The sequence below is a fragment of the Spirillospora sp. NPDC052269 genome (genome assembly GCF_040679435.1).
GTDB lineage: Bacteria > Actinomycetota > Actinomycetes > Streptosporangiales > Streptosporangiaceae > Spirillospora.
In genome coordinates, this window is sequence record NZ_JBFAUU010000012.1 from 321,041 (window position 1) to 342,740 (window position 21,700).

Sequence of the window (21,700 nt, forward strand, 5' to 3'; positions counted from 1 at the left end):
TCCAGGGGATCGGATGTCCCAGCAAACTACGGCATCGATCCCGCACCGGCCTGGAGAACCCCCCGCATCTCCCACCACCGGATCAGCCCGCACCCCCCAACCGAGTCATGCCGGCCGGGCCGTGCCAGCCCACTCAACCCCCACCCCCCGACACCTGCGCCCACGCCCACGGCCACGCCGTGAGCGTTGAGGTGGGTGGGGCTGGTGTGGTGAGAGTTGTTGGAGAGGGGGTGTGGGAGGGGGCGGGGCCGGAGTGGTGGAAGTGGTTGGAGAGGGGGTGTGGGAAGGGAGCGGCGGTTACGATGCCGGGAGTTCGGTGGTCGCCGGGAGTGGCGGCTTTTGGACGGGGGTGCCGGTGTCGCGTCGTCTCGTCAACATCACGCTGGACAACCTGGACGACCTGCCGCGGCGGTGCCGGGGGTGCGTGTTCTGGGAGCTGGGTCCGGTGGCGCACGGCCGGGCGGTGAAGGCGGGCGATCCCGGGCTGGAGAAGGAGGCCTGGGTCTCGTCCACCCTGCTCGAGTGGGGCTCCTGCGGGAAGATCGCCTACGTGGACGACGCACCCGCCGGGTTCGTTCTGTTCGCGCCGCCGCTGTACGTGCCGCGGGCGGTCTCGTTCCCGACGAGTCCGGTGAGCGCGGACGCCGTGCTGCTGATGACGGCGCACATCGTGCCGGACTTCGCGGGCGGCGGGCTCGGCCGCATGCTCGTCCAGGGGGTCGCGAAGGAGCTCACCCGGCGCGGCGTGAAGGCGGTCGAGGCGTTCGGGGACCTGAAGGGGGAGGACGGGGGCTGCGTGGTGCCCGCCGACTACCTGCTCTCGGTCGGGTTCAAGACCGTCCGGCCGCACCATCGGTATCCGCGACTCAGGCTCGAGTTGAAGTCAGCCCTGTCGTGGCGTGAGGACGTCGAGGTGGCGCTGGAGCGGCTCCTCGGCTCCATGGCCCCCGAGGGCATGCTCCGTCCGGTCTGAGGGCTTCTGAGAGACGCGTCCGTCCCAAGGGTCCCAGGGGAAACGCCCGGGGGCCGGGGTGAGATGCGTGAGGGCCCCGCCTCCGGTGGAGACGGGGCCCTCACGGGGGGAGTGCGCCGGTCAGATGAACTCGGCGAGGTCGCGCAGCAGGGCGGCCTTGGGCTTGGCGCCCATGATCTGCTTCACGACCTCGCCGCCCTTGTAGACGTTCATGGTCGGGATCTGCATGACGCCGTACTGGGCGGGGATCGTCGGGTTCTCGTCGATGTTCATCTTGACGATCTCGATCTTGTCGCCGTGCTCCTTGGCGATCTCCTCCAGGATCGGCGCGACCATGCGGCACGGGCCGCACCACTCGGCCCAGAAGTCGACCAGGACGGGCTTGTCGTTCTGGAGGACGGCGGTGCCGAAGTCCTTGTCGGTCACGGCTTTCATGGAGTCTCCCTTGGTTCTCTTACTGCGGACGGTGCGGCGGCCCGGGCCGCCGCACCGGAGGGCGTCGCGGGCGCCGGTCAGCCCTCGCCGGCGAGGACGGCCGGGTCGGTCTGGGGGACGGTTTCGGCCTCGCCCTGGTCCTGCAGCCAGTGCTCGGCGTCGATCGCGGCGGAGCAGCCCGTGCCGGCGGCGGTGATCGCCTGCCGGTAGGTGTGGTCGACGACGTCGCCGGAGGCGAACACGCCGGGCAGGTTGGTCTTGGTCGTCGGCGCCTCGACGACCAGGTAGCCCTCATCGTCGGTGTCGAGCTGACCGGCGAACAGGTCGCTGCGCGGGTCGTGGCCGATCGCGATGAACAGGCCGGTGACCGCGAGGTCCTCCTCGGCGCCGGTCTTGAGGTTGCGCAGCCGGACGCCGCTCAGCTTGTTCTCGCCCTGCAGCTCGGAGACCTCGCTGTCCCAGGCGAACCGGATCTTGTCGTTGTTGAACGCGCGGTCCTGCATGATGCGGCTGGCGCGCAGCTCGTCCCGGCGGTGCACGATGGTGACCGTGCGGGCGAACTTGGTCAGGAAGATGGCCTCCTCCATCGCGGTGTCGCCGCCGCCGACCACCGCGATGTCCTGGTCGCGGAAGAAGAAGCCGTCGCAGGTGGCGCACCAGGAGACGCCGCGTCCGGAGAGTTCGTCCTCACGCGGCAGGCCCAGCTTCCGGTGCTGCGAGCCGGTCGCGATGATCACCGCGTGCGCGCGGTACACGTCGTCGCCGACCTTGACGATCTTCGGGTCGGACGTGAGGTCGACCTCGGTGACGTCGTCGGTGATCAGCTCGGCGCCGAACCGCTCGGCCTGCTTGCGCATGCCGTCCATCAGGTCGGGGCCCATGATCCCGTCGGGGAAGCCGGGGTAGTTCTCCACGTCGGTGGTGTTCATCAGCGCGCCGCCGGCGGTGACCGAGCCCTCGAAGACCAGCGGCTTCAGGTCGCCACGGGCCGCGTACGTGGCGGCCGTGTAGCCGGCGGGGCCGGACCCGATGATGATGACGTTGCGGACGTCGTCGCTCACTGTCTCAGTGCCTTTCTCGATGGCTTTCGGTACCGGAGGGGCGGTGGACGCCGGGCCGTCTCAGAGATCCCCGGAGCCGTTACCGGACCGCCAGTCGCGTCAACCGATCCTAGGGCCAGGAGATTCCCGCCCGTCCCGGGACGGGGGTGGGCTGGACATAAGCTTGCCCACATGGCGCGGATTCTTCTCCTGCACTCGATGTACGGGCTCCGGCCCGCCGTCCACCAGGCCGCCGAGCGGCTGCGCGGGCACGGGCACGAGGTGCATGTCCCGGACCTGTACGACGGGCGTGTCGTGGACGACCCGGACGAGGCGATCGAGATCAAGGAGGAGATCGGCATGGACGAGCTCCTCAAGCGGGCCATCGCCGCCGCCGCGCCCCTGTCGGCGGACGGGGTCGTCTACGCGGGCTTCTCCCTGGGCGGCGCGCTCGCGCAGAACCTCGCCCTCGGGGACGAGAACGCGCGGGGCCTGCTGCTGATGCACGGCACGTCCGACATGGCCGACGACGCGTCCGCTCCGGACCTGCCTGTGCAACTGCACGTGGCCGACCCCGACACCTACGAGCCGGTCGACTGGCAGAACGCGTGGTACCTGCGCATGCGGCGGGCGGGCACCGACGTCGAGGTCTTCCGCTATCCGGGCGCGGGGCACCTGTTCACCGATCCCGATCTGCCGGACTACGACGAGCAGTCCGCTGAGCGCGCCTGGGCGATCGCCGAGGATTTCCTCAAGACTCTCTGAATGGTTTCTGAAAGAAAGCTCTGAGAGCGGGCCCTGAAGGCTTCCAAGGGCGGTGTTCTCAGAGCGTTCTGGAGGAGAACGGTCCGAGTGGGCGCTGAGGGACGGCGCTTAGGATCGCTCCTGACGAAGGCCCAAAGTTGCCAGGCAGCGCCCTCTGATAATGAAAAACGACGGCCGTCCGATCGCCGGACGGCCGTCGTCTGATTCTCGCGCCAGGGTCAGCCGGACACCTGGATGTGACTGATCAGTTGCAGGTCCTGCGGCGTGCAGTTCGGCCGGACGATCCACACGTCGTACCGTCCCGCCGACGGGCCGGGCAGCGCGATGATCGTCGCCGGCGCTCCGTCGTACCGCGCCTGGTCGATCAGCAGGGGCTTGACGCTCTTGGCCACGGCCGCCGCGCACCGCTGGACGGCGGTCGCCGGCGCGCCCTGGACGGCGATCTGCCGGGAGGGCTCGCCGACCGCGTGCGCGACCTGGGAACCGAGCGACGCCGCGTGATAGTCGGTGCCGGTCGTCACGATCGCGTAGGCGTCGGCCACCGCCCGGGGCGCGCCGGCGGGCGGACGGCCCTGACCCGACGGATCGGTCACGGGGGACGAGACGTTGGCGTTGGTGTCATGCGAACCGCCGCCGCGCAGGAGAGTCGTTCCGACCGCCGTTCCGCCGCCGAGCACGACCATCGCGGCCGCCGCGGCGGACAGGACCCGCCAGTGCCGCTGCTTGCGCCGCTGCTCCAGGCTCACCACGGTGGCGGTGTGCAGGGACTCGGCGGCCAGGGCGGAGTCGATCCGCTCGGCCAGCTCGGCGGGCATGGACGGGAGTGGCGCCTCCGCCAGGATCCGGGAGACGTCCGCAAGATCGGCGGATCGGTCCCGGCATTCGGCGCAGGTGTCGAGGTGCGCGTTGGCGGAGGCGGCCAGGTCGTCTTCGAGCAACCCCTCGGCGAGGTCGGCCAAGGTGTCGTAGTCGAGGTGCGGGGATTTCATCAGGGTGCGCCACCTCCTTCCACCCCTCCGACGTTCCGCGGGTCCCGTCGGTTCCGATGCTGGCGGAGAAGTGGCGCGAGCCTCGCCCGCCCGCGGGCGCACCGCGACTTGATCGTCCCAGGTGGGACCTCGAGGACGGACGCCGCGTCGTCCACCGAATATCCCATCATGTCGACCAGGACGAGCGCCGCGCGCTGCTCGTACGGCAGCTGCGTGAGCGCCTCCCGGACGTCCAGGGAGACCCCGTGCGCGTCGGTGGGGTCGGGCATCTTGGGCGCGACGGCGTCGAAGGTCGCGTCGTCCCCCATGGGCGTGGCCGGACGCACCGAGCGGCGGCGGATCCGGTCCAGGCAGGCGTTCACGACGATGCGGTGCAGCCAGGTCGTGACTGCCGCGTCCCCACGGAAACGGCCCGCGGCGCGGAACGCCGAAAGACAGGCGTCCTGGAGCGCGTCGGCGGCCTCGTCCGGGTCGCCCAGGGTGCGCAGGGCGACGGCCCACATGCGGTCGCGGTGGCGGTGGACGAGCTCGGCGAAGGCGTGCGGATCCCCCTGCGCGTGCCGGGCCAGGAGCTCCTTGTCGGGGACCTCGCCCACCCGCGGAGTGCTCACCGACGCCATGACCGCACGCCTTTGCTGGTCATTGGACGTCCGGGAGCGGCCGCACCTGCTGAGGAAGACACCACGGATTCCTGGGGAGAGGGGACATTCTGCTCCCAGGAACGATACCGAGAGACTCCGTCAGACGTCACAATCCGGAAACACGACGACCCGATCGCCACCCCATCGTTACCGGTACAGAGCCGCCCGAACCCGACTACGGCGCAGAACCGAGGATCGTGACCTCGCTCAGCTTCGCCTTGAATCCGTCCGGAACGGGCGTGGTGAACCAGACGCACACGTACTGTCCGGACAAGGGCTTGTCGGCCTTGATCGAGAACGGACTCCCCTGTGAGCTGGACGTCCTGCCCGCGATGTGGAGGGCGCTGAGGTCCCTGGTGTCGCCGACGCGGATCTCGATCGGCGCGCCCGCGACGCCCAGCGTGTTCAGGCGGACGCTGCTGACCTTGACCTTGCGGCCCATGTCGAAGACGACGCCGATGCCCTTGAGCAGCTTGCCGTAGTCCTCACCGTTGTACCTGGCGGTCTGCCAGAAGCGGCTGTGGCTGCCGGTGCCGTTCGTCAGGACCTCGAGGTTCTTCTCGAACTGGCTGTCGCGGCTCGAGCCGTCCTGGATCGAGTAGGCGTTCACAGGCTTCAGCGTGGCCGAGGCCGGCTCGGCCGGTGAGGACTTCTGCCCCTGGCCGGCCCCCTTGCTCTGCTGGCCGGTGCCCTTGTTCGAGTCGTCGCCGCTGGACAGCGCCCACGCGCTGAGCCCGACGACGACGGTCAGGGCGGCCGCGGCGATGCCGATCAGGCCGCGGTTGACGGGCTTGCGCGGTGCGCCGTGGTGGTTGGACCGTCCGATCGCGGTGGTCTGCTGGGCCGGCGGCGCGCTGGACGGCTCGGAGGCCCGGCGCGGCGGAGCGGCCGAACGCGCGGGCTGGGCCGCGGCGGGCGGCTGCCGGTAGGCCGTGGTCGCCTGCGTGGGCGCGGGCGGACGGGGCGTCGGCGCGGTGCCGAGCCCGGCGAACAGCGGCAGCGGGGTGCGCGGCACGCGGCGCAGCGCGGCGGCGAAGTCGGCCGGGGTCGTGATCGCCTCGGCGTCCGGGCCGCTCGCGGGCGCGGGCAGGCCGAGGCTGCGGCAGACGATGTCGTCCACGGCGGACGGCACGCCGGCCTGCACCAGGCGCGGCGCCACCAGGAGCGGGGGCTCGTCGGGCACGGTGGCGTTCGCCGCGCCGCCCCGGTCCGGGGTGGTCACGGTGAGGTCGTGCGGGCCCGAGGCCCTGACGCCGCCTGCGCCGGACGATCCCGACGTGGGCGCGGCGGGGAGGGACGACCGGGACGGTTCGCCCGGCCAGTGCGCCGTCAGCGCCGCGTAGAGCATGGACCCGAGGCCGCGGGTGTCCACACCGGCGGGCGAGTCGGAGTAGTGGTCGGCCAGGACGGCGTCGGTCGCGACGCCGAGCACCTTGACCGTGCCGCCGGTCGTCCAGACCAGGTCGCGCGGGGAGAGGCACAGGTGCGCCAGCCCGGCCGCGTGCGCGGCGGCCAGCGCCTCGGCGGCCTCGTACAGCAGCGTGGTGGCGCGGCCCGGCTCCAGCGGGGCCTTGGCGAGCATCTGCTCCAGCGTCTCGCCGACGACCCACTCGCTGACCACGTAGGCGCGCTCGCCCGAGTCGTCGGCGTCGAAGACCTGGGTGAGGCGGGGGTCGGTCAGCCGGGACGCGGCGCGCGCCGCGGTGACGACCTCATGGACACGCGGGAAGCCGGGCTCGAACGTGCGGACGGCGACGGCGCGCGCGAGAATCTCGTCGATGGCCTTCCACAGGGACGAGCCACCCGAGTCCTTGATGCGTTCTTCCAGCCGGTAACGGCCCGCGAAGCGGGCGCCGGGCTCGATGACGGACGTGCTCACGGCAGTGTCCAGCGCAGGTGGTCAGATCCCATGTTCGTGGCGTGGCAGCTTACGCCTCGACCCTCCTCTTTGCAGTCCCCAGGGTGTCGCCCCGCAAGCCGTAGTCCCCAACATGGTAGTGGCTAGCCCGCTCGCTGGTCGCCTTATCCGCGCGGGTGCCGTGGAGTTTGCCACGCCTTCCCGCGAGCCGCGGACGATACCCGCGAAGCGGACGGTCATGCACGACCCGGGGGATGCTACCTGGTGCCGGGGCACCCCCGGGGCTCGTCCGGAAGTGCCTGGTCCCCGCCTCGAAACCGCGTGATGCGGCCGCCACCAGGCCACCTGATCCGGGACTCGCGCGTTCACGACGTCCGCTCCCGGACCGCGTGATCTGTGTCTCGTCTGCGCGCGTCCCGCCCGGCGTGTATGCGCCCGCACACTCCGTGCATCTCCGAGTGTGCGTCTCGTCTCCCATGCGTCCGGCTCCGGGAAAGGCCAGGTGCGGCCGGACGGGCTCAGGGCCCCCAAAAGCGTGCGGGACCGGATGGGCATCCGGTCCCGCACGCTTTCTGGCCGGAGGGCGTCAGCCGCGTCCGGGGAGCCGCGAGGAGATCATCGACAGCATGCCCTGGACCTCGCCCACGCGCATGAGGCGGGCGAAGAGGAGGTACAGGACGCCGCCGCCCGCGCTGCCCACGATCAGGGCCACCAGGCCGGGGATCAGGCCGCGGCCGAGCGCGGCGGCGGTCACGGCGTGCACGGCGTAGGCGAACCCGATCAGCGGCCAGAGCGCGACCAGCAGCTTCAGGTGGGTGCCGACCACGCGGCGGCCGTCCATCCCGCCGAGCTTGCGGCGCAGCACCACCCAGCACACCACGGTGCCGACGGTGTTGGCGAGCGCGAACCCGCACGCGATCCCGATGATGATCCACCGGAGCGGCAGTAGGTAGAAGGCCCCGACCGCGCAGAGGATGTTCGTGGCGACCGTGGCGAACGCGATGAACGCCGGGGTGCGGGTGTCGTTGTGCGCGTAGAACACCCGCAGCATCAGCTGGTAGATGGAGAACGGGACGAGCCCGACCGCGAACGCCTGCATGACGCGTCCGATGACCTCGGCGTCCGACACCGACGTGGAGCCGTGCGCGAAGAGCACCACCGCGATCTCTGGGCCGAGCACCGCCATCAGCGCCGCCGCCGGCAGGATGATCACCGAGGACAGCCGCAGCCCGGACGAGAAGTCCTCCCGGACCAGGTGGGACGCGCCCTCGCTGGCGTGCCGGGACATCCGCGGCAGCAGCGCGGTGATCACCGACACCGCGACGATCGCGTACGGCAGCTGGAAGATCATGTACGCGGTGGAGTACGAGCCGTAGCCGTACACGTCGCCCACGCCCGCCTTGTGCGCCTTGTCGCCCGCGGTGTTGCACAGGGCCGTGATCGCGGTGAACGCGGCCTGCGTCAGCATCACGTAGAGGAGCGTCCAGCCGGCGAGCTTCCCGACGCCGCCGATCTCCCCCTTCTGGAAGTTCAGCTTCGGCCGCCACCGGAACCCGACCCGGCGCAGCGACGGCCACAGCGCGATCGTCTGCAGCACGATGCCGCCGGTGGTGCCGACCGCGAGCAGGTAGAACTCGGTGTCGCTGATCGTGGACGCGCCGATGGACGCGCCGCCGGACACCCACAGGAACGCGCCGCCGACGGCGATCATGACGACGTTGTTGAGCACCGGCGCCCACATCGGCGCGCCGAACGAGCCGCGGGTGTTCAGGATCGCGCCCGCGAACGCGCCGATCCCGTAGAAGAAGATCTGCGGCAGGAAGAACAGCGCGAAGAGGATCGCGACCTTCCGGGCGTCCCCGTGGTAGGACGGCGCGGCCATCGTGATCAGCAGCGGCGCGGCGAGCATCGCCAGCACCGACAGCCCGCCCAGGCCCAGCACCGACAGGGTGAACACGCGCTGCTCGTACTGCTCGCCGTAGGCCTTGTCACGTTCCTTGGCGCGGACCAGCAGCGGCACGATGACGCTGGTCAGGATGCCGCCGAGCAGCAGGTCGTAGATCTGGTTCGGGAAGGTGTTGGCGGTGTTGTAGATGCCGAGCAGGGCGCCGTTGCCCAGCGCGGCGACGATCGCCGCCGTCCGGAGGAAGCCGGTCACGCGGGACGCGACCGTGCCGAGCGCCATCATGGCGCCCGACTTCAGCAGGCTCGAACCGCCTCCGCCGTCCCCCTCACCCTCGCCGGTCTCGGCGGGAGGCGCGGTCGGGGCCTCGGTCCCGGGCGGGATCGGCAGGTCGAGCGCGGTCTCAGCGGCCGCGCTCATCCCCATCGGCGGACGACCCTGCCCCGGCGTCCCCGGTCCGTGGGGCTGACCCGGGTGCGGGCTCTGCCCCGTTCCCGGCGGCATGCCCGGCCCCTGGCCCTGGCCCTGGCCTGGACCCTGACCCGCTCCCGAACCAGCCTCCGGTCCCGGCCCACTTGTCGGCGTCCGGCGTCCCGGCGCCGGCATCTGCACCGTCGGCTGACGGTTCCGCCCCGGCTGGGGCCCGGCCGTCCCGTACGGTGGCGCGGGAGTCGTTCCCTGGTAGTGGTGTCGGCCCGGTGCCGTTTCCGGACGCGTGCCGTCCTGCGGCTGCGCCGGATACTGCTGCCCCGGATGCCCCGGCGCCTGCCCCGGTCCCGGACGGCCGGTGTTCGGCTGTCCCGTATTCGGCGGGGGCGGGGTCCTCTGCTGGTCCCATTGGGTATTCGGCGGGTTCTGCCCGTAGCCCGGCGGGGGCGTCTGCCCCTGCGGATACCCCGGGTGCTGCTGGGGAGCCTGCGGCCGCCCCGGCGCTCCCGGTGCCCGCGGGTGCTCCTGTTCCGGGTTCGGGTAGCCCGGGGTCTCCTGCGACCAGGGGTTCCGCTCCGGGGTAGTAGGGCCCCGGCGCTCCGGTCGCTGGTTCCGTTCCGGTCCGTCCGTCACCGGCTGCCTCCGCTTTCCGGCGGCGCCTCGCTCGCATGGCCCGCACTCCGACGCCCACGAAGAGTACGGCAAGTGCGCCGCCCGTGATGACGAGCGATGTCCGTCCATAGCCGGTCGTCCGGACGGTGATGACGTACGGATCGCCGTAGTCGTTGCCGTCGGCGGACCCCAGCTGCACCAGCAGCCGGAAGCGCCCGTTGCCGTTGGCGGTGACCGGCAGGTTCCGGGTGACCTTGTCACCCGGTTTGAGGTCGATCGGGGAGCGCCCCTCCAGCTTGCCGATCTGGAGCTTGGCGGTGTTCTCCGACGAGACGTTCACGATCACGCGGACGGTCTGGTCCGGCAGGTCGTTGGCGACCGTGATGTGCACCATGCCGGAGTTCCCGGCCAGCCCGGTCTGTCTGCTGATCACCCGGACCCGGCCGGTGTCGTCGCCCAGCTGGGAGCTGACGCGGCGGCGCGCGGCGTACGCGGTGGTCGGCTTGCCCCGCCAGGACACCGACTCGAGCCGCAGCACGGCCCGCTCGTACACGGGGCTGGTCGAGTTCACCACGATCGAGGCGAAGGAGTTGGCCTCCTGCTGGATCCGGTGCACCTGGTCGAGGTAGCCGGGGCCGAGCTCGTAGCCCCGGTACTCGTCCGGGTAGCCCTTCGACTGGCGCTGCTCCGGATGCGTCCGGGCGATCTTGTCGAGCGTGTCGGCGCTCAGCCACGGCACGTTCGCGGTGTCGGCGAGCAGCTGCCTGGCCAGGTCGGCGGGCGGGTTCCAGTGCCGTCCGGGCGCGACGACGAGCGTCCGGCCCGCGGCCTGCGGGCGCTCAGCCGTGATCATCGCGGTCTCGGCCAGGAACCGCTGCTCGGTCAGCACCTTCCCGCCGGGCGCCCGGGAGTTCTGGTCGAGGATGTCGGAGAGCTTGTCGTCGTAGGTGAGGACGGTGTGCGACCGGTTGTTGATCTCCGTCTGCGTCACCGCGTTCGCCGTGTAGCCGCTCGGGGCCGGGGTGAACGCGTTGTCGCTGCTCATCAGGATCGGCCCGTTGCCCACCCGGCCACGCTGGACGAGCTGCTTCAGCGTGTTGGGGCCGGCGACGCCGGCCGGCGGCCACGCCATCGGGGTGCTCGGCAGCGCGCCCAGCAGGTTCTGGGCGACCTGCGCGTTCTTGTAGGCCAGCGCGACCTGGTTGTTCTGCTCGTTGCGGACGAGCGCGACCACGTCCGGGTCGGCGTACGGCAGCGCGAAGTACTGGTCGGTCTTCATCGCGGCCTTGAGCTGCTTCAGCCAGGCCGCCGCGTTGGCGCTCTTCGGCTTCTTGACCGAGGTGTCCTCGCGCAGGCCCTGGACCTGGTACGAACCGGTCGCCATCTGGTTCGCGTCGTCCAGCAGGGCGGGGTCGACGGCCCAGGTCACCGGGGTCTTGGTGGACGCGGCGGCGGAGACCAGGCCGGACAGCCGGCCGTCCTTGCCCATCTGGGTGTTCAGGTCGTCGTCGGTGAACGCGTCCGCGGCGGTGCGGTGCTGCCGGTCGATCAGCGGCCAGACCCAGCCGACCTTGACCGGCTTCACGTCGCCCGCCTTGGGGGCGAACGTCACGAACGTGATGACCCCGGCGACGACCTCCTGCGCGGCGTTCACGACCTCGACGCCGACCGGGTACACGCCGAAGGTCCGCATCCCGATGTCGCCGGTCTTCGCGCTGAGGGAGAAGGCCTGGGCGCCGTTCGGAACGGCCGCCTTGGGGAGCTGGACGATCTTGGTGCCCAGCCCCCTGAGCAGCGCGGACGGCTGTCCGGCCGCGTACCGCTCCAGCTGGGAGCGGGTGGTCAGCGCGGTGCCGTTGTACCGCATCCGGACGGTCAGCCCGGTCTGCTGGCGCCCGGTGTGGTTCTCGACGGTGCCGGTGATCTGGACCTTGGCGCGCTTGCCCGACGCCTCGGCGGCCTTGGGGCTGACGGTCGTCAGGGCGAGCGACACCTTCCCCTGCTGCGCCCGGCCCGGCTCGGCGGCCGCGTCGGCGGCCGCGTCAGGGAGCGCGGGCTGGGCGGCGAGCGCGCCGGTCATGATCTTCGCGTCGGTCGCGGCCGTCCCGCCGGACGGCACGGCGAACGCCCCCGGCGCGGCGCTCCCGAGAAGGCAGGGCACCAGTGCGGCCAGGGCCGCCACGCGTCCCGCCGCTCTCACGCCGCGCCAGCCCGGGAACCGCCTCGAAGCGGCCGGGCGTCCAGTCTCCGCACCACGCGCTCGATGGTATCCGCGCCCAAGCTCCCGTCCGACCGTCTGAGCCTCCGGCCCGCGAGACTCGTCCCAAGATCGATGTCTTCGCGGCCCCCGATCCACCGGGGCCCATGCCCTGTTCCGGCGCTCCGGACACCGGCCCGGCCCGATCAACACGCGCAGGCCGACCGGCATGCGGATGATCAGCGCGCCGGACGTCCGGCCCGGCCCGCGGGATGGGCGGGGCGGGCCGGACGACCTTCACGAAAGATCAACGAACTCGACCAGATCATCCCGATTCGTCGGCGTGCTGATCGGCACTCGCGCCCGGCTCAGCGGGCGCGGTGGGGGAGTCTGCTCGCCGGACGGCGGGTGGGGGACTCGATGACCAGGGACGGGGGCGGTGGGACGAGGAGGCAGGGCTTGGCGGAGGTGAGGAGGCGGAGATCGGCGAGGCGGATGCCGAGGGCGGTGGACGGTTCACCGGTCGGGGTGTAGACGACGTCGTCCGGGGAGCGGGCCTCCAGGACGCGCCGGTCGATCAGGAGGGGCATCGAGGGAGGCAGGAGGAGAGGGGAGACCAGCCCGGCGGCGTATTCGGTGACGGCGTTGACGGTGTCGGCGCGGGCCGGACGGGCCTGGCGGGCGCCCACCTCGCGGCGGACGGCGTCCTGGAGGGGCTGGCGGCCCGCGAAGACCAGGGCCCCGGCCAGGAAGCGTTCACCGTGGTAGCCGGCCTCGCAGGCGTAGACGCGGGTCACCAGACACCGCTCCGCCGGGAGTCCGAGCGCCTCGGGGAGCTCGTCGGCGGTCGCGATCCCGAAGGGCAGCCGCACGATCTCGTGCCGTGTCTCCCCGCCGAGCAACGCGCGGTGAATGGTGAGGGCGTCCTTCATCTCCGGCTCCGTCCCGCGGGGCCCACACCCCGCATCCCGGTGGGTGATCCGTATCCCCGTGAGCCACTCTGTGAGGGGCCTCCCCACATACCCGTGCGTCCGGCCCCGATGCGCGCCGTCGCGCCCCGGACGTCCCAAAACCCCGTTCCGCCGCGGCCCTCCGGCGTCGTCCGGCCGCCTCGCGCGTCCGCGGGATCCACTCCGCTCGGCGCGTCCCTGGCCCGGCCGGGTCCGCCCGCACCGGATCCGCCACGGTCGGTGCGGCACCCGCGGTGGACCGCGCGCCCGAGGTTCCCCGATACCGTTGTCACGGAGGTTCACCGTCGGCCGCGCGGGCGCTCGCGAGGTGATCAGAACGTAACCCGGCTATCGCGCCGTGTATAGAGGCGACGAGGGGTTCGCGGCGGTGAATAGTGCTTTGTCAGCAGTCGACCAAGGACATACGCTCGATGGCCGTGCCTGATCCCAACGCGATCCCGAACGCCCCCGACGCCGGCCGGGCCGCGATCACCGAGCTGCTGTCCCGGGTCGCCCCGGTCGCCGAGGACCTCGCCGGACGGTTCGCCGCCGCCGGCCACGAGCTGGCGCTCGTCGGCGGGCCCGTCCGTGACGCCCTGCTGCGCCGCCCCACCAAGGATGTCGACCTCACCACCGACGCCCCGCCGCAGCGCATCCTGGAGCTGATCGACGGCTGGGCGGACGCGGTCTGGACGATCGGCATCGAGTTCGGCACGGTCGGCCTGCGCAAGGACGGCCACGAGCTGGAGATCACCACCTACCGGTCCGAGACCTACGACCCGAGGTCCCGCAAGCCCGAGGTGTCCTACGGGACCTCCCTGGTGGAGGACCTGCGCCGCCGCGACTTCGCGGTGAACGCGATGGCGGTGAAGCTGCCCGAGTACGAGTTCGTCGACCCGTTCGGCGGCCTCGCCGACCTCGGCCGCGGCCTGCTCCGCACGCCCGGCCTGCCCGAGGACTCCTTCAGCGACGACCCGCTGCGGATGATGCGCGCCGCCCGGTTCGCGTCCCAGCTGGGCTTCACGGTCGCGCCGGACGTGGTCGCCGCGATGACCGGGATGTCGTCCCGGATCGAGATCGTGTCGGCCGAGCGCGTCCGCGACGAGCTGTCGAAGCTGCTGTGCGGCGCGTACCCGCGCGAGGGCCTGGCGCTGCTGGTCGACACCGGCCTCGCCGCGCACGTCCTGCCCGAGCTGCCGAAGCTGCGGCTGGAGATCGACGAGCACCACCGGCACAAGGACGTCTACGAGCACTCGCTGATCGTCCTGGAGCAGGCCATCGCGCAGGAGGAAGGCGGCCCGGACCTCGTGCTCCGCCTGGCCGCCCTGCTGCACGACATCGGCAAGCCGAAGACCCGCCGGTTCGAGTCGGGCGGGCGCGTCTCGTTCCACCACCACGAGGTGGTCGGCGCGAAGATGGCGCGCAAGCGGCTGACCGAGCTGCGCTACCCGAAGGACGTCATCGGCGAGGTGTCCCGGCTGGTCGAGCTGCACCTGCGGTTCCACGGCTACGGGACGGGCGAGTGGACCGACTCGGCCGTCCGCCGGTACGTCCGGGACGGCGGGCCGCTGCTGTCGCGCCTGCACAAGCTGACCCGGGCCGACTGCACCACCCGCAACAAGCGCAAGGCCGACCGGCTCCGCCGCACCTACGACGAGCTCGAGGTGCGGATCTCCCGGCTCGCCGAGGAGGAGGAGCTCGCCTCGATCCGGCCCGAGCTGGACGGCAACGAGATCCAGGAGATCCTCGGCATCCGGCCCGGCCCGATCGTCGGGAAGGCCTACAAGTTCCTGCTCGAGCTGCGCCTCGACCAGGGGCCGGTCGGGAAGGACACGGCCGCCGAGGCGCTGCGCGCGTGGGGCGCCGAACAGGGCGTCGTCCCGGCCGGTGCGGCCGAGGACCCGGACACGAAGGACGAGGGATGATCGACCTTCAGCTCGGGCGGATGAGCCCGCAGGCGGCCGACGACCTGGTCGCCTTCGACCGCGAGCACATCTGGCACCCGTACGCGCCGATGCCCGCCGAGACCCCGGCGCTCCCGGTCGTGTCGGCGGCCGGGACGCGGCTGACCCTCGCCGACGGCACCGAGCTGATCGACGGGATGTCGTCCTGGTGGGCGGCGATCCACGGCTACCGGCACCCGAAGCTGGACGCGGCGGTGACCGCGCAGCTGGGGAAGATGGCGCACGTGATGTTCGGCGGGCTGACGCATCCGCCGGCCGTCCGGCTCGCGCGCAAGCTGGTCGACCTCACGCCCGGGCCGCTGACGAAGGTGTTCTTCGCCGACTCCGGTTCGGTCGCGGTCGAGGTCGCGATCAAGATGGCGCTGCAGTACTGGCGTTCGCAGGGACGGCCCGAACGGCACCGGCTGCTGACCGTCCGGGGCGGCTACCACGGCGACACGTTCGGCGACATGGCCGTCTGCGACCCGGTCAACGGCATGCACCACCTGTTCGGGGACGTCCTCGCACAGCACGTGTTCGCCGACGCCCCGCCGCTCGGCTACGACGCCGAACCCGACACCGCCTACCTGGACGGCCTGCGCCGCCTCGCCGCCGAGCACTCCGGCGAGATCGCCGGAGTGATCGTCGAGCCGATCGTCCAGGGCGCGGGCGGGATGCGCTTCTACGCGCCCGAGTACCTCCAGGCGTTCCGCGAGGTCGCCGACGAGCTGGGCGTCCCGCTGATCCTGGACGAGATCGCCACCGGCTTCGGCCGGACGGGCGAGATGTGGGGCTGCGACCACGCCGAGGTCGTTCCGGACATCATGTGCGTCGGCAAGGCCCTGACCGGCGGTTACATGACGATGGCCGCGACGCTGTGCACCGACGAGGTGGCCCGGACGATCACCGGGGGCGAGGCCGGGGTGCTCATGCACGGCCCGACCTACATGGCCAACCCGCTGGCCGCGTCCGTGGCGTCCGCGTCGATCGACCTGCTGCTGTCCCGCGACTGGCGCGCCGAGATCGACACGATCGAGGCCGTCATGACCGCCGGCCTGGAGCCCGCGCGCGAGCTGCCGGGCGTGGCCGACGTCCGCGTCCTGGGCGGCATCGCGGTGATCGAGATGGACGAGCCGGTCGACGTGCCGACCGTCCAGGACGTCGCGATGGCGCACGGCGTCTGGCTGCGTCCGTTCGGGCGGCTGATCTACGCGATGCCGCCGTACGTCTGCACCGAGGACGACCTGGAGCACATCGCCGACGCCATGTTCGCGGCGGCGGCGGAACCCCGGCCCTGACGAAAGTGATCGAGTGAGAGCTGGGGAGCTGGGGCGGATTCTGGGCGGACGGCACTTCCGCCGCCTCTACGCCGTGCGCCTCGTGTCGCAGCTGACCGACGGCGTCTTCCAGGTGGCGCTGGCCGGGTACGTGTTCTTCTCGCCCGAGCGGCAGGCGTCGGCGGGCAAGGCGGCGGCCGCGTTCGCGATCACCCTGCTGCCGTACTCGGTGCTCGGCCCGTTCGTGGGCGTGTTCCTCGACCGGTGGCGGCGCCGCCAGATCCTCGTGTGGGCTCCGGTGCTGCGCGCGGCGGTCGTGCTGCTCGTCGCGCTCACGGTCGCCGTCGACGAGGACGGCCTGCCCTTCTTCGCCGGCGGCCTGGTCGTCCTCGGCGTGAACCGGTTCTTCCTGTCCGCACTGTCGGCGGCGCTCCCGCACGTGGTGCGGCGGGAGCAGCTCGTCACGGCCAACGCGTTCGCCGTGACGTCCGGGACGATCATCGCGTTCATCGGCGCCGGCCTCGGCTACCTGCTGCGCGGCGTGTTCGGCGCGGGCCCGCACGGCACCGCGCTCATCCTCGCGGCGGCCGCCGTGATGTTCCTGCTCGCCGGGGCGCTCGCCCTGCTGCTGCCCCGCGACCTGCTCGGGCCGCACGCGGGCGAGCCGTCCGACGGCGGGACGGCCCGGGAGGTGCTGCACGGCCTCGTGGACGGCGCGCGGCACATCGCGCGGCTCCGTCCGGCCGCGCTGGCGCTCGGCGCGATCTCGTTCCACCGGTTCCTGTACGGCATCGTGCTGATGCAGACGCTGCTGCTGTGCCGGGGCCACTTCACAGGCGACGCCGAGGACGGCCTGCGCGTCGCGGCGATCATGCTCGGCGTGTCGGGGGTGGGCTACTTCGCCGCCGCCGTGGTCACCCCGGCGGTCGTGCGGCGGATCAGCAAGCAGGCGTGGATCGCGATGCTGCTGGTGGGCGGCGGGGTGTGCATGCTCGTGCTCGGGCTGCCGTTCGACGAGGCCGCGTGGGCGGCCGCGTCGCTCGCGCTGGGCCTCACGTCGCAGGGCGTGAAGCTGTGCGTGGACACGATCCTCCAGGAGACCGTCGAGGACGGCTACCGGGGACGGGTCTTCGCCGTCTACGACATGCTCTTCAACGCCACGTTCGCCGCGTCGGCGGCGCTCGCGGCGAGCTGGCTGCCCACGAGCGGCGTCTCGGCCGGGACGGTCGTCGCGGTCGCCGCGCTGTACGTGCTGGGCGCGCTCGCCTACCGCGCCGCGTCCAACCGGGTGACCGTCCTCACAGACGTTCCTCGAAACGCCGCCTGAGCGGGCCGAAGTCGTCCTCGGGGAACAGGACGGGCAGGCCCTCGAGCGTCCGCTCCAGCCGCGCGCGCACCGAGTCGAACTCCTCCGACGCGAGGGGCGCGCGGGTGAAGAGGAACTGCCAGTGGAACGCGCCCCGGGTGAGCAGGAGCGCGTCCATGTACTCGCGGTAGCCGATGTCCAGCTTCCAGTCGGCGTACTGGATCGTGGACCACCACAGCTCCGGCTCGCCGCCCGGGCGCAGCCGGATCCCGGCGAGGGCGCCCGTTCCGGTGACCGGATGCTCGTCGATGATGCGCAGCTCCCTGGACGAGAAGCGCTCCTCGTCCTTCCACGAGTCGATCCACGACTCGTACGCCTGCGGCTGTGCCGCCGCGAGGTGCGTCAGGAAGAACTCGCCGTGGACGCCGGACTCCTCGGCCCCCCACTGCCGTCCCAGTGTGCGGAACCGGTGGAAGTGGTCGTCGAGCCCCGCGGGCGCGGTGGTCCCGGTGGATCCGGCCAGTGTCGCCCAGGCGGCGTCGGCGTCCGTGACCGCCGCGTCGATGCCACCGTCGATCCGGTACGAGACCCTGATCGCCGGATGCGCGTCGAGCTCGGCGCACCGCGCGTTCCAACGGGCCTCGTACGCGTTCGGGGCGACGGCCATGACACCTCCGCTGGGATGATCAACCGGAGCGGAGGACAATACCCCACCTAAGGTGTCGAAACCCCCTACGCCGCAGGGGTTCGCGATGGGACGGCCTCGGACCGTGACAGCCCGAGAAGGGCCGCCGCGGTGCCGCCGAGGACCCGGGCGAGCACCTCCCCGGACGAGGTCGCGCGCTTGATCGCGGTCCGTGTGACCACCGGGTCGCCGTAGGGCGCGTCCGAGCCGAACAGCGTCCGCTCGGGCACCTCGGCGACCGCCAGCCGGACGGCGATGATCGTCGGCGCGGTGGACAGCTCGAGATACATGCTCGGGGTGTCGCGGACGAACTCGACGGCGTCCATCCAGTTCAGGCCGCCGAGCTGGCTCACCACCAGCGGGACCTCCGGGTGCCTCGCGGCGAGGACGGCGAGCGTCCGCAGGTCGTCCGCCGTCGTGGGCGCGAAGCCGTGCACGACGACGGGCAGGCCGCCCTGGTCGGCCGCGGCGCGCAGGACGGGTTCGACGAGGTCGGCGCGTCCGGGCGGCGGGGTGAGCTCGCCGACGCCTTTCAGGTCGCGTCCGACGATCTCCCGCTCGACCCAGGCCTCGGCCTGGTCGGCCGGGAGGCTGAGCGGCACCGATCCGAAGCCGACGAAACGGTCGGGATGGGCGGCGAGGGCCTCGTCCAGCTCCGCGAACGCGGTCGCGAACGCCGCCATCTGGCCGGCCGCCGGGTCGGCGCTTCCGTTGAGGGCGTCGTCCAGAAGGGCGAACTCGCGGCGCAGCGACGCCAGGTCGGATGCCCGCTCCGGGTGCGGACGCGTCGGGAACAGCACCGCTCGGTCGACTCCGGCCTCGTCCAGCAGGGCGATGTGTTCGTCCACAGGGCTGTGGACATGGCCGTGCGCATCGATGATCAACGTTCCTCCTGAGGGTTCCGGACGGTCGCGGACGCCGGAATGCGCCCGCGCGGCCCACTGTTGCGCCTTGACACCATGTGAAGGTCAAGCCCAGGACGGACGTGCGGACGGGAAGAGGGGCGTCGTTGCTGATCGGGGAACTCGCCAAGAGCACCGGTGTCAGCGGACGGCTGCTGCGCTATTACGAGGACCAGGGCCTCATCGAGTCGCAGCGGCTGCCGAACGGCTATCGCGACTATGAGGAGGCCGTCGCGGAGGTCGTCCTCCAAGTGCGAGCGCTGCTGGCCGCCGGTCTGCCCATCCGGCTGATCAAACAGGTGCTGCCGTGTGCGGACGGCAGGACCGGGCTACGCCCGTGCCCCGGCGTGCTCGACAAACTGCGCACACAGCTCGACGTCCTGGACGAGCGTGCGGCTGAGATCGCGCGCGCACGAGAGATCCTCGGCCGCACGATCAGCGTCACGGAGGCCCACTGACATCCGAGGCGTCGTTGACGTCCGAGGCCCGTTGACATCCGGGGCTCGCTGGCGTTCGAGGCTCGCTGACCCGGGGCCCGTTGACATCCGAGGTCCGCTGACGCCCGAGGCGTCGCTGACGCCCGAGGCCTGCTGACGTCCGAGGCTCATTGGGCGAGGTAGACGCGGGTGTAGTCGTAGCCGGCGGACGTGGGCAGGAACAGGGCGTTCCGGACGCGGGACGACATGAAGACGGTGTGTGAGCGGTCGAGGAGCGGGAGGATCGCGGCGTCCTCGGTCGCGATCCGGTCGGCGCGCCGCCAGGCGTCGGCGGCCTTCGCCTCGGACGGGGCCGTGAGCGCCTGGTCGATCAGCGCGTCCACCCGCGGGTTCTCGTAGCCGCCGTAGTTGGTGGATCCCGGGCCGAGCGAGCGCCCGGACAGCAGGGGGAGCAGCACCGAGCGGCCGTTCGAGCCGTACCAGTCGGGCGTCCAGCCGGGCGCGGCGATGTCCCAGGCGCCCGCGGCGCCGCGTCCGGGGTCGGAGAGCGTCCGGCCGTAGAAGTCGCCGCCGGTGTCCGGAAACGGGACGGTCCGGACACCGCAGCCGGCGAGGTTCTGCCGCAGGGACTCGGCGATCAGCCGGTGCACGCTGTTCACGCGGTACGGGAACCGGAGTGTCAGACCCCCTGGATAGCCTGCCGAGGCCAGCAGACGGCGGCAGGTGGCGGGGTCGCCGGAGTCACCGGGCGTGGGGAACGGGTCGGCGGGCGCGTACCCGGTGGTGCCGGGCGGGATGACCGTGTGCAGCGGACGGGCCACGGCCGGACCCCCGACGATCTTGACCAGGGCGGAGCGGTCGACCGCGTGGGCGAGGGCGCGGCGCACGTTCCGGTCGGCCAGGGCGTGCCGGTTGTTCGGGCTGCGCAGGTTGAAGACCAGGTAGGGGCTGGTCGAGGGCGCGCTCCGGACGGCGAACCGCGGGTCGTGGCCGGGCCGCAGCCGGGGCAGCGCCGAGGCGGGCACCGGCTGGTCCCAGGCGAGATCGGCCGCGCCGGTCTCCAGCTGCTGCTGGACGGCCTCGGCAGAGTCCTGGCCCAGCGTGATCCGGATGCGGTCCACGTGCCGTTCGCGCAGCGGGTCGCTCCCGGCGCGCCAGGCCGGGTTGCGGGTGAGCAGGTAGGAGATGTCCGGACGGTACTCGGAGATCCGGTACGGGCCGTCCGAGATCGTGTGCCGCCTGAAGGCCGGGCCGTCCGGCAGGCGGCCGTCGTACTCGCGCGGCGCTGCCGCGGTGTACTCGAGCGTGAGGAGGTCGAGGAAGTCGGAGGCGGGCCTGATCAGGCGGAACACCAGTGTCCGGTCGTCGGCGGCGTGCACGCCCGCGATGTCGTGGCCGTCCTGGTAGGCGGCGAACAGGGCGGCGGCGCGCGCCTCCGCGCCGGACGAACCGGACGTGGCGGCGTCGACACCGTGCTCTCCGAGACGGGCGTATCCCCGGCAGTAGACGTCCATGCCGCGCAGCGTCGTGGTGAAGTAGCCCGTCCCGGCGGACGGCGCGCCCGGATTGCACAGCCGTTTGAACCCGCGCACGAAGTCGGACGCGGTGACCGGGCGCGGCGGCGCGGTGTCCCAGAGGACGTCGGCGCGCAGCCGGACGGTGTAGGTCAGGCCGTCCGCGCTGACGTCGCCGTTCGCGCGGGTCGGGAGCCGCTCCGCCACGTCCGGATGCACCGGGACGGTCTCGGCGAACACGTTGGACGCGACCGTCCCGAACAGCGTGCGCGCGAACGTCCGGTCGAGCCCGCGGGCGCCCACGCTCTCCGCCGACGCCGGGTCCAGGTGCTCCACGTCGGACGACCCGGCGACGCGCAGCGTCCCGCCGTCCCGGGGCAGCCCGGCGTGGGTGGGGTCGGTCCGGCCCGGCCAGCCCCCGCACCCCGCCGCGACCCCCGACACCACGGCGACCGCCAGCACCCTGATCACCCACTCCGGCACGCGTTCCTGAGGGAGCGGGGCGCGGGGACGGCGGACGGGGCGCCACGCCGCTGCTTCCATCGGAGCCTCCCGGAGAAATCACGCGGGGTGCCAGGGTAGAACCAGAGCGTGACAACGGGCGCTGTATGCCGATTTTGCCTATGAAACAAAGCGACCCCTGACGGGACGAACCCGTCAGGGGTCACTCGAGTGGCCGTTCAGCCGCGGGTGCTCTGTGCGGACCGATTCACACCGGCCGGCTCAAAGGCCCGGGTCAGCGGTCGAGGTCGCCGTTGATGAAGGCCTCGACGGCGTCGCGCGCGTCGTCGTCGGAGTACTGCTCCGGCGGGGACTTCATGAAGTAGGAGCTGGCCGACAGGAT

General features: G+C 72.1%; 17 protein-coding genes. 6 read left to right on the forward strand and 11 right to left on the reverse strand.

Going from position 1 to position 21,700, the window contains the following annotated elements; all coding sequences use genetic code 11:
* Positions 1–355 precede the first annotated feature (355 nt).
* Positions 356–973: a GNAT family N-acetyltransferase gene (locus tag AB0L06_RS26660; protein ID WP_500233818.1), complete on the forward strand. Its 618-nt coding sequence runs from the start codon at positions 356–358 to the stop codon at positions 971–973.
* Between the two features lie 120 nt (positions 974–1,093).
* Here the strand turns inward: AB0L06_RS26660 and trxA are convergent, their stop codons facing one another.
* The gene (gene trxA, locus AB0L06_RS26665) at positions 1,094–1,408 is read right to left on the reverse strand and encodes a thioredoxin (protein WP_500233819.1); all 315 of its coding nucleotides are present in this window, start codon (positions 1,406–1,408) and stop codon (positions 1,094–1,096) included.
* A 77-nt stretch (positions 1,409–1,485) separates the two neighbouring features.
* Positions 1,486–2,469: a thioredoxin-disulfide reductase gene (gene trxB / locus AB0L06_RS26670; protein ID WP_500233820.1), complete on the reverse strand. Its 984-nt coding sequence runs from the start codon at positions 2,467–2,469 to the stop codon at positions 1,486–1,488.
* Between the two features lie 171 nt (positions 2,470–2,640).
* Here trxB and AB0L06_RS26675 point away from each other — a divergent pair, with 171 nt between their 5' ends.
* Positions 2,641–3,213, forward strand: coding sequence for a dienelactone hydrolase family protein (locus tag AB0L06_RS26675; protein WP_500233821.1), 573 nt, complete (start codon positions 2,641–2,643; stop codon positions 3,211–3,213).
* Positions 3,214–3,431: 218 nt separating this feature from the next.
* On the opposite strand, the gene AB0L06_RS26680 is transcribed toward AB0L06_RS26675, so the two are convergent.
* From AB0L06_RS26680 to AB0L06_RS26705, 6 genes are all read right to left on the reverse strand, one after another.
* Entirely contained in the window at positions 3,432–4,202 is a 771-nt protein-coding gene (locus AB0L06_RS26680; RefSeq protein ID WP_500233822.1) for an anti-sigma factor family protein, read from the reverse strand.
* Positions 4,202–4,822, reverse strand: a complete 621-nt coding sequence (gene sigM, locus AB0L06_RS26685) for an RNA polymerase sigma factor SigM (RefSeq protein ID WP_500233823.1) — start codon at positions 4,820–4,822, stop codon at positions 4,202–4,204. Before sigM ends, AB0L06_RS26680 begins: the two co-directional genes overlap by 1 nt.
* A gap of 196 nt (positions 4,823–5,018) precedes the next feature.
* Positions 5,019–6,722, reverse strand: a complete 1,704-nt coding sequence (locus tag AB0L06_RS26690; protein WP_500233824.1) for a protein kinase family protein — start codon at positions 6,720–6,722, stop codon at positions 5,019–5,021.
* 565 nt (positions 6,723–7,287) lie between these two features.
* Positions 7,288–9,030, reverse strand: coding sequence for a murein biosynthesis integral membrane protein MurJ (gene murJ, locus AB0L06_RS26695; protein WP_500233825.1), 1,743 nt, complete (start codon positions 9,028–9,030; stop codon positions 7,288–7,290).
* The gene (locus AB0L06_RS26700) at positions 9,008–11,845 is read right to left on the reverse strand and encodes a DUF6049 family protein (RefSeq protein WP_500233826.1); all 2,838 of its coding nucleotides are present in this window, start codon (positions 11,843–11,845) and stop codon (positions 9,008–9,010) included. Before AB0L06_RS26700 ends, murJ begins: the two co-directional genes overlap by 23 nt.
* 365 nt (positions 11,846–12,210) lie before the next feature.
* Positions 12,211–12,774, reverse strand: a complete 564-nt coding sequence (locus AB0L06_RS26705; protein ID WP_500233827.1) for a YbaK/EbsC family protein — start codon at positions 12,772–12,774, stop codon at positions 12,211–12,213.
* 449 nt (positions 12,775–13,223) lie between these two features.
* On the opposite strand from AB0L06_RS26705, the gene AB0L06_RS26710 reads away from it, so the two are divergent.
* The 3 genes from AB0L06_RS26710 to AB0L06_RS26720 are packed head-to-tail and all read left to right on the forward strand — an operon-like array spanning position 13,224 to position 17,339.
* The gene (locus tag AB0L06_RS26710; protein ID WP_500233828.1) at positions 13,224–14,717 is read left to right on the forward strand and encodes a CCA tRNA nucleotidyltransferase; all 1,494 of its coding nucleotides are present in this window, start codon (positions 13,224–13,226) and stop codon (positions 14,715–14,717) included.
* Positions 14,714–16,033 carry an adenosylmethionine--8-amino-7-oxononanoate transaminase gene (locus AB0L06_RS26715; protein ID WP_500233829.1) on the forward strand — a complete coding sequence of 440 codons (1,320 nt, stop codon included), beginning with the start codon at positions 14,714–14,716 and terminating at the stop codon, positions 16,031–16,033. The genes AB0L06_RS26710 and AB0L06_RS26715 overlap by 4 nt, the downstream gene beginning before the upstream one ends.
* A 13-nt stretch (positions 16,034–16,046) precedes the next feature.
* Positions 16,047–17,339 carry an MFS transporter gene (locus AB0L06_RS26720; protein WP_500233830.1) on the forward strand — a complete coding sequence of 431 codons (1,293 nt, stop codon included), beginning with the start codon at positions 16,047–16,049 and terminating at the stop codon, positions 17,337–17,339.
* On the opposite strand, the gene AB0L06_RS26725 is transcribed toward AB0L06_RS26720, so the two are convergent.
* A complete protein-coding gene (locus tag AB0L06_RS26725) occupies positions 17,311–17,985 on the reverse strand; it encodes a hypothetical protein (RefSeq protein WP_500233831.1) in 675 nt (224 codons plus the stop codon). The genes AB0L06_RS26720 and AB0L06_RS26725 overlap by 29 nt on opposite strands.
* 65 nt (positions 17,986–18,050) lie before the next feature.
* Positions 18,051–18,887, reverse strand: a complete 837-nt coding sequence (locus tag AB0L06_RS26730) for an amidohydrolase family protein (RefSeq protein WP_500233832.1) — start codon at positions 18,885–18,887, stop codon at positions 18,051–18,053.
* Between the two features lie 125 nt (positions 18,888–19,012).
* Between AB0L06_RS26730 and AB0L06_RS26735 the strand changes: the two genes are divergently transcribed.
* Complete coding sequence (locus AB0L06_RS26735) at positions 19,013–19,363, forward strand: MerR family transcriptional regulator (RefSeq protein ID WP_500233833.1); 351 nt, start codon at positions 19,013–19,015, stop codon at positions 19,361–19,363.
* A gap of 146 nt (positions 19,364–19,509) precedes the next feature.
* Here AB0L06_RS26735 and AB0L06_RS26740 read toward each other — a convergent pair whose 3' ends face one another.
* Positions 19,510–21,399, reverse strand: coding sequence for an ABC transporter substrate-binding protein (locus tag AB0L06_RS26740; protein ID WP_500233834.1), 1,890 nt, complete (start codon positions 21,397–21,399; stop codon positions 19,510–19,512).
* Positions 21,400–21,700: the final 301 nt, after the last annotated feature.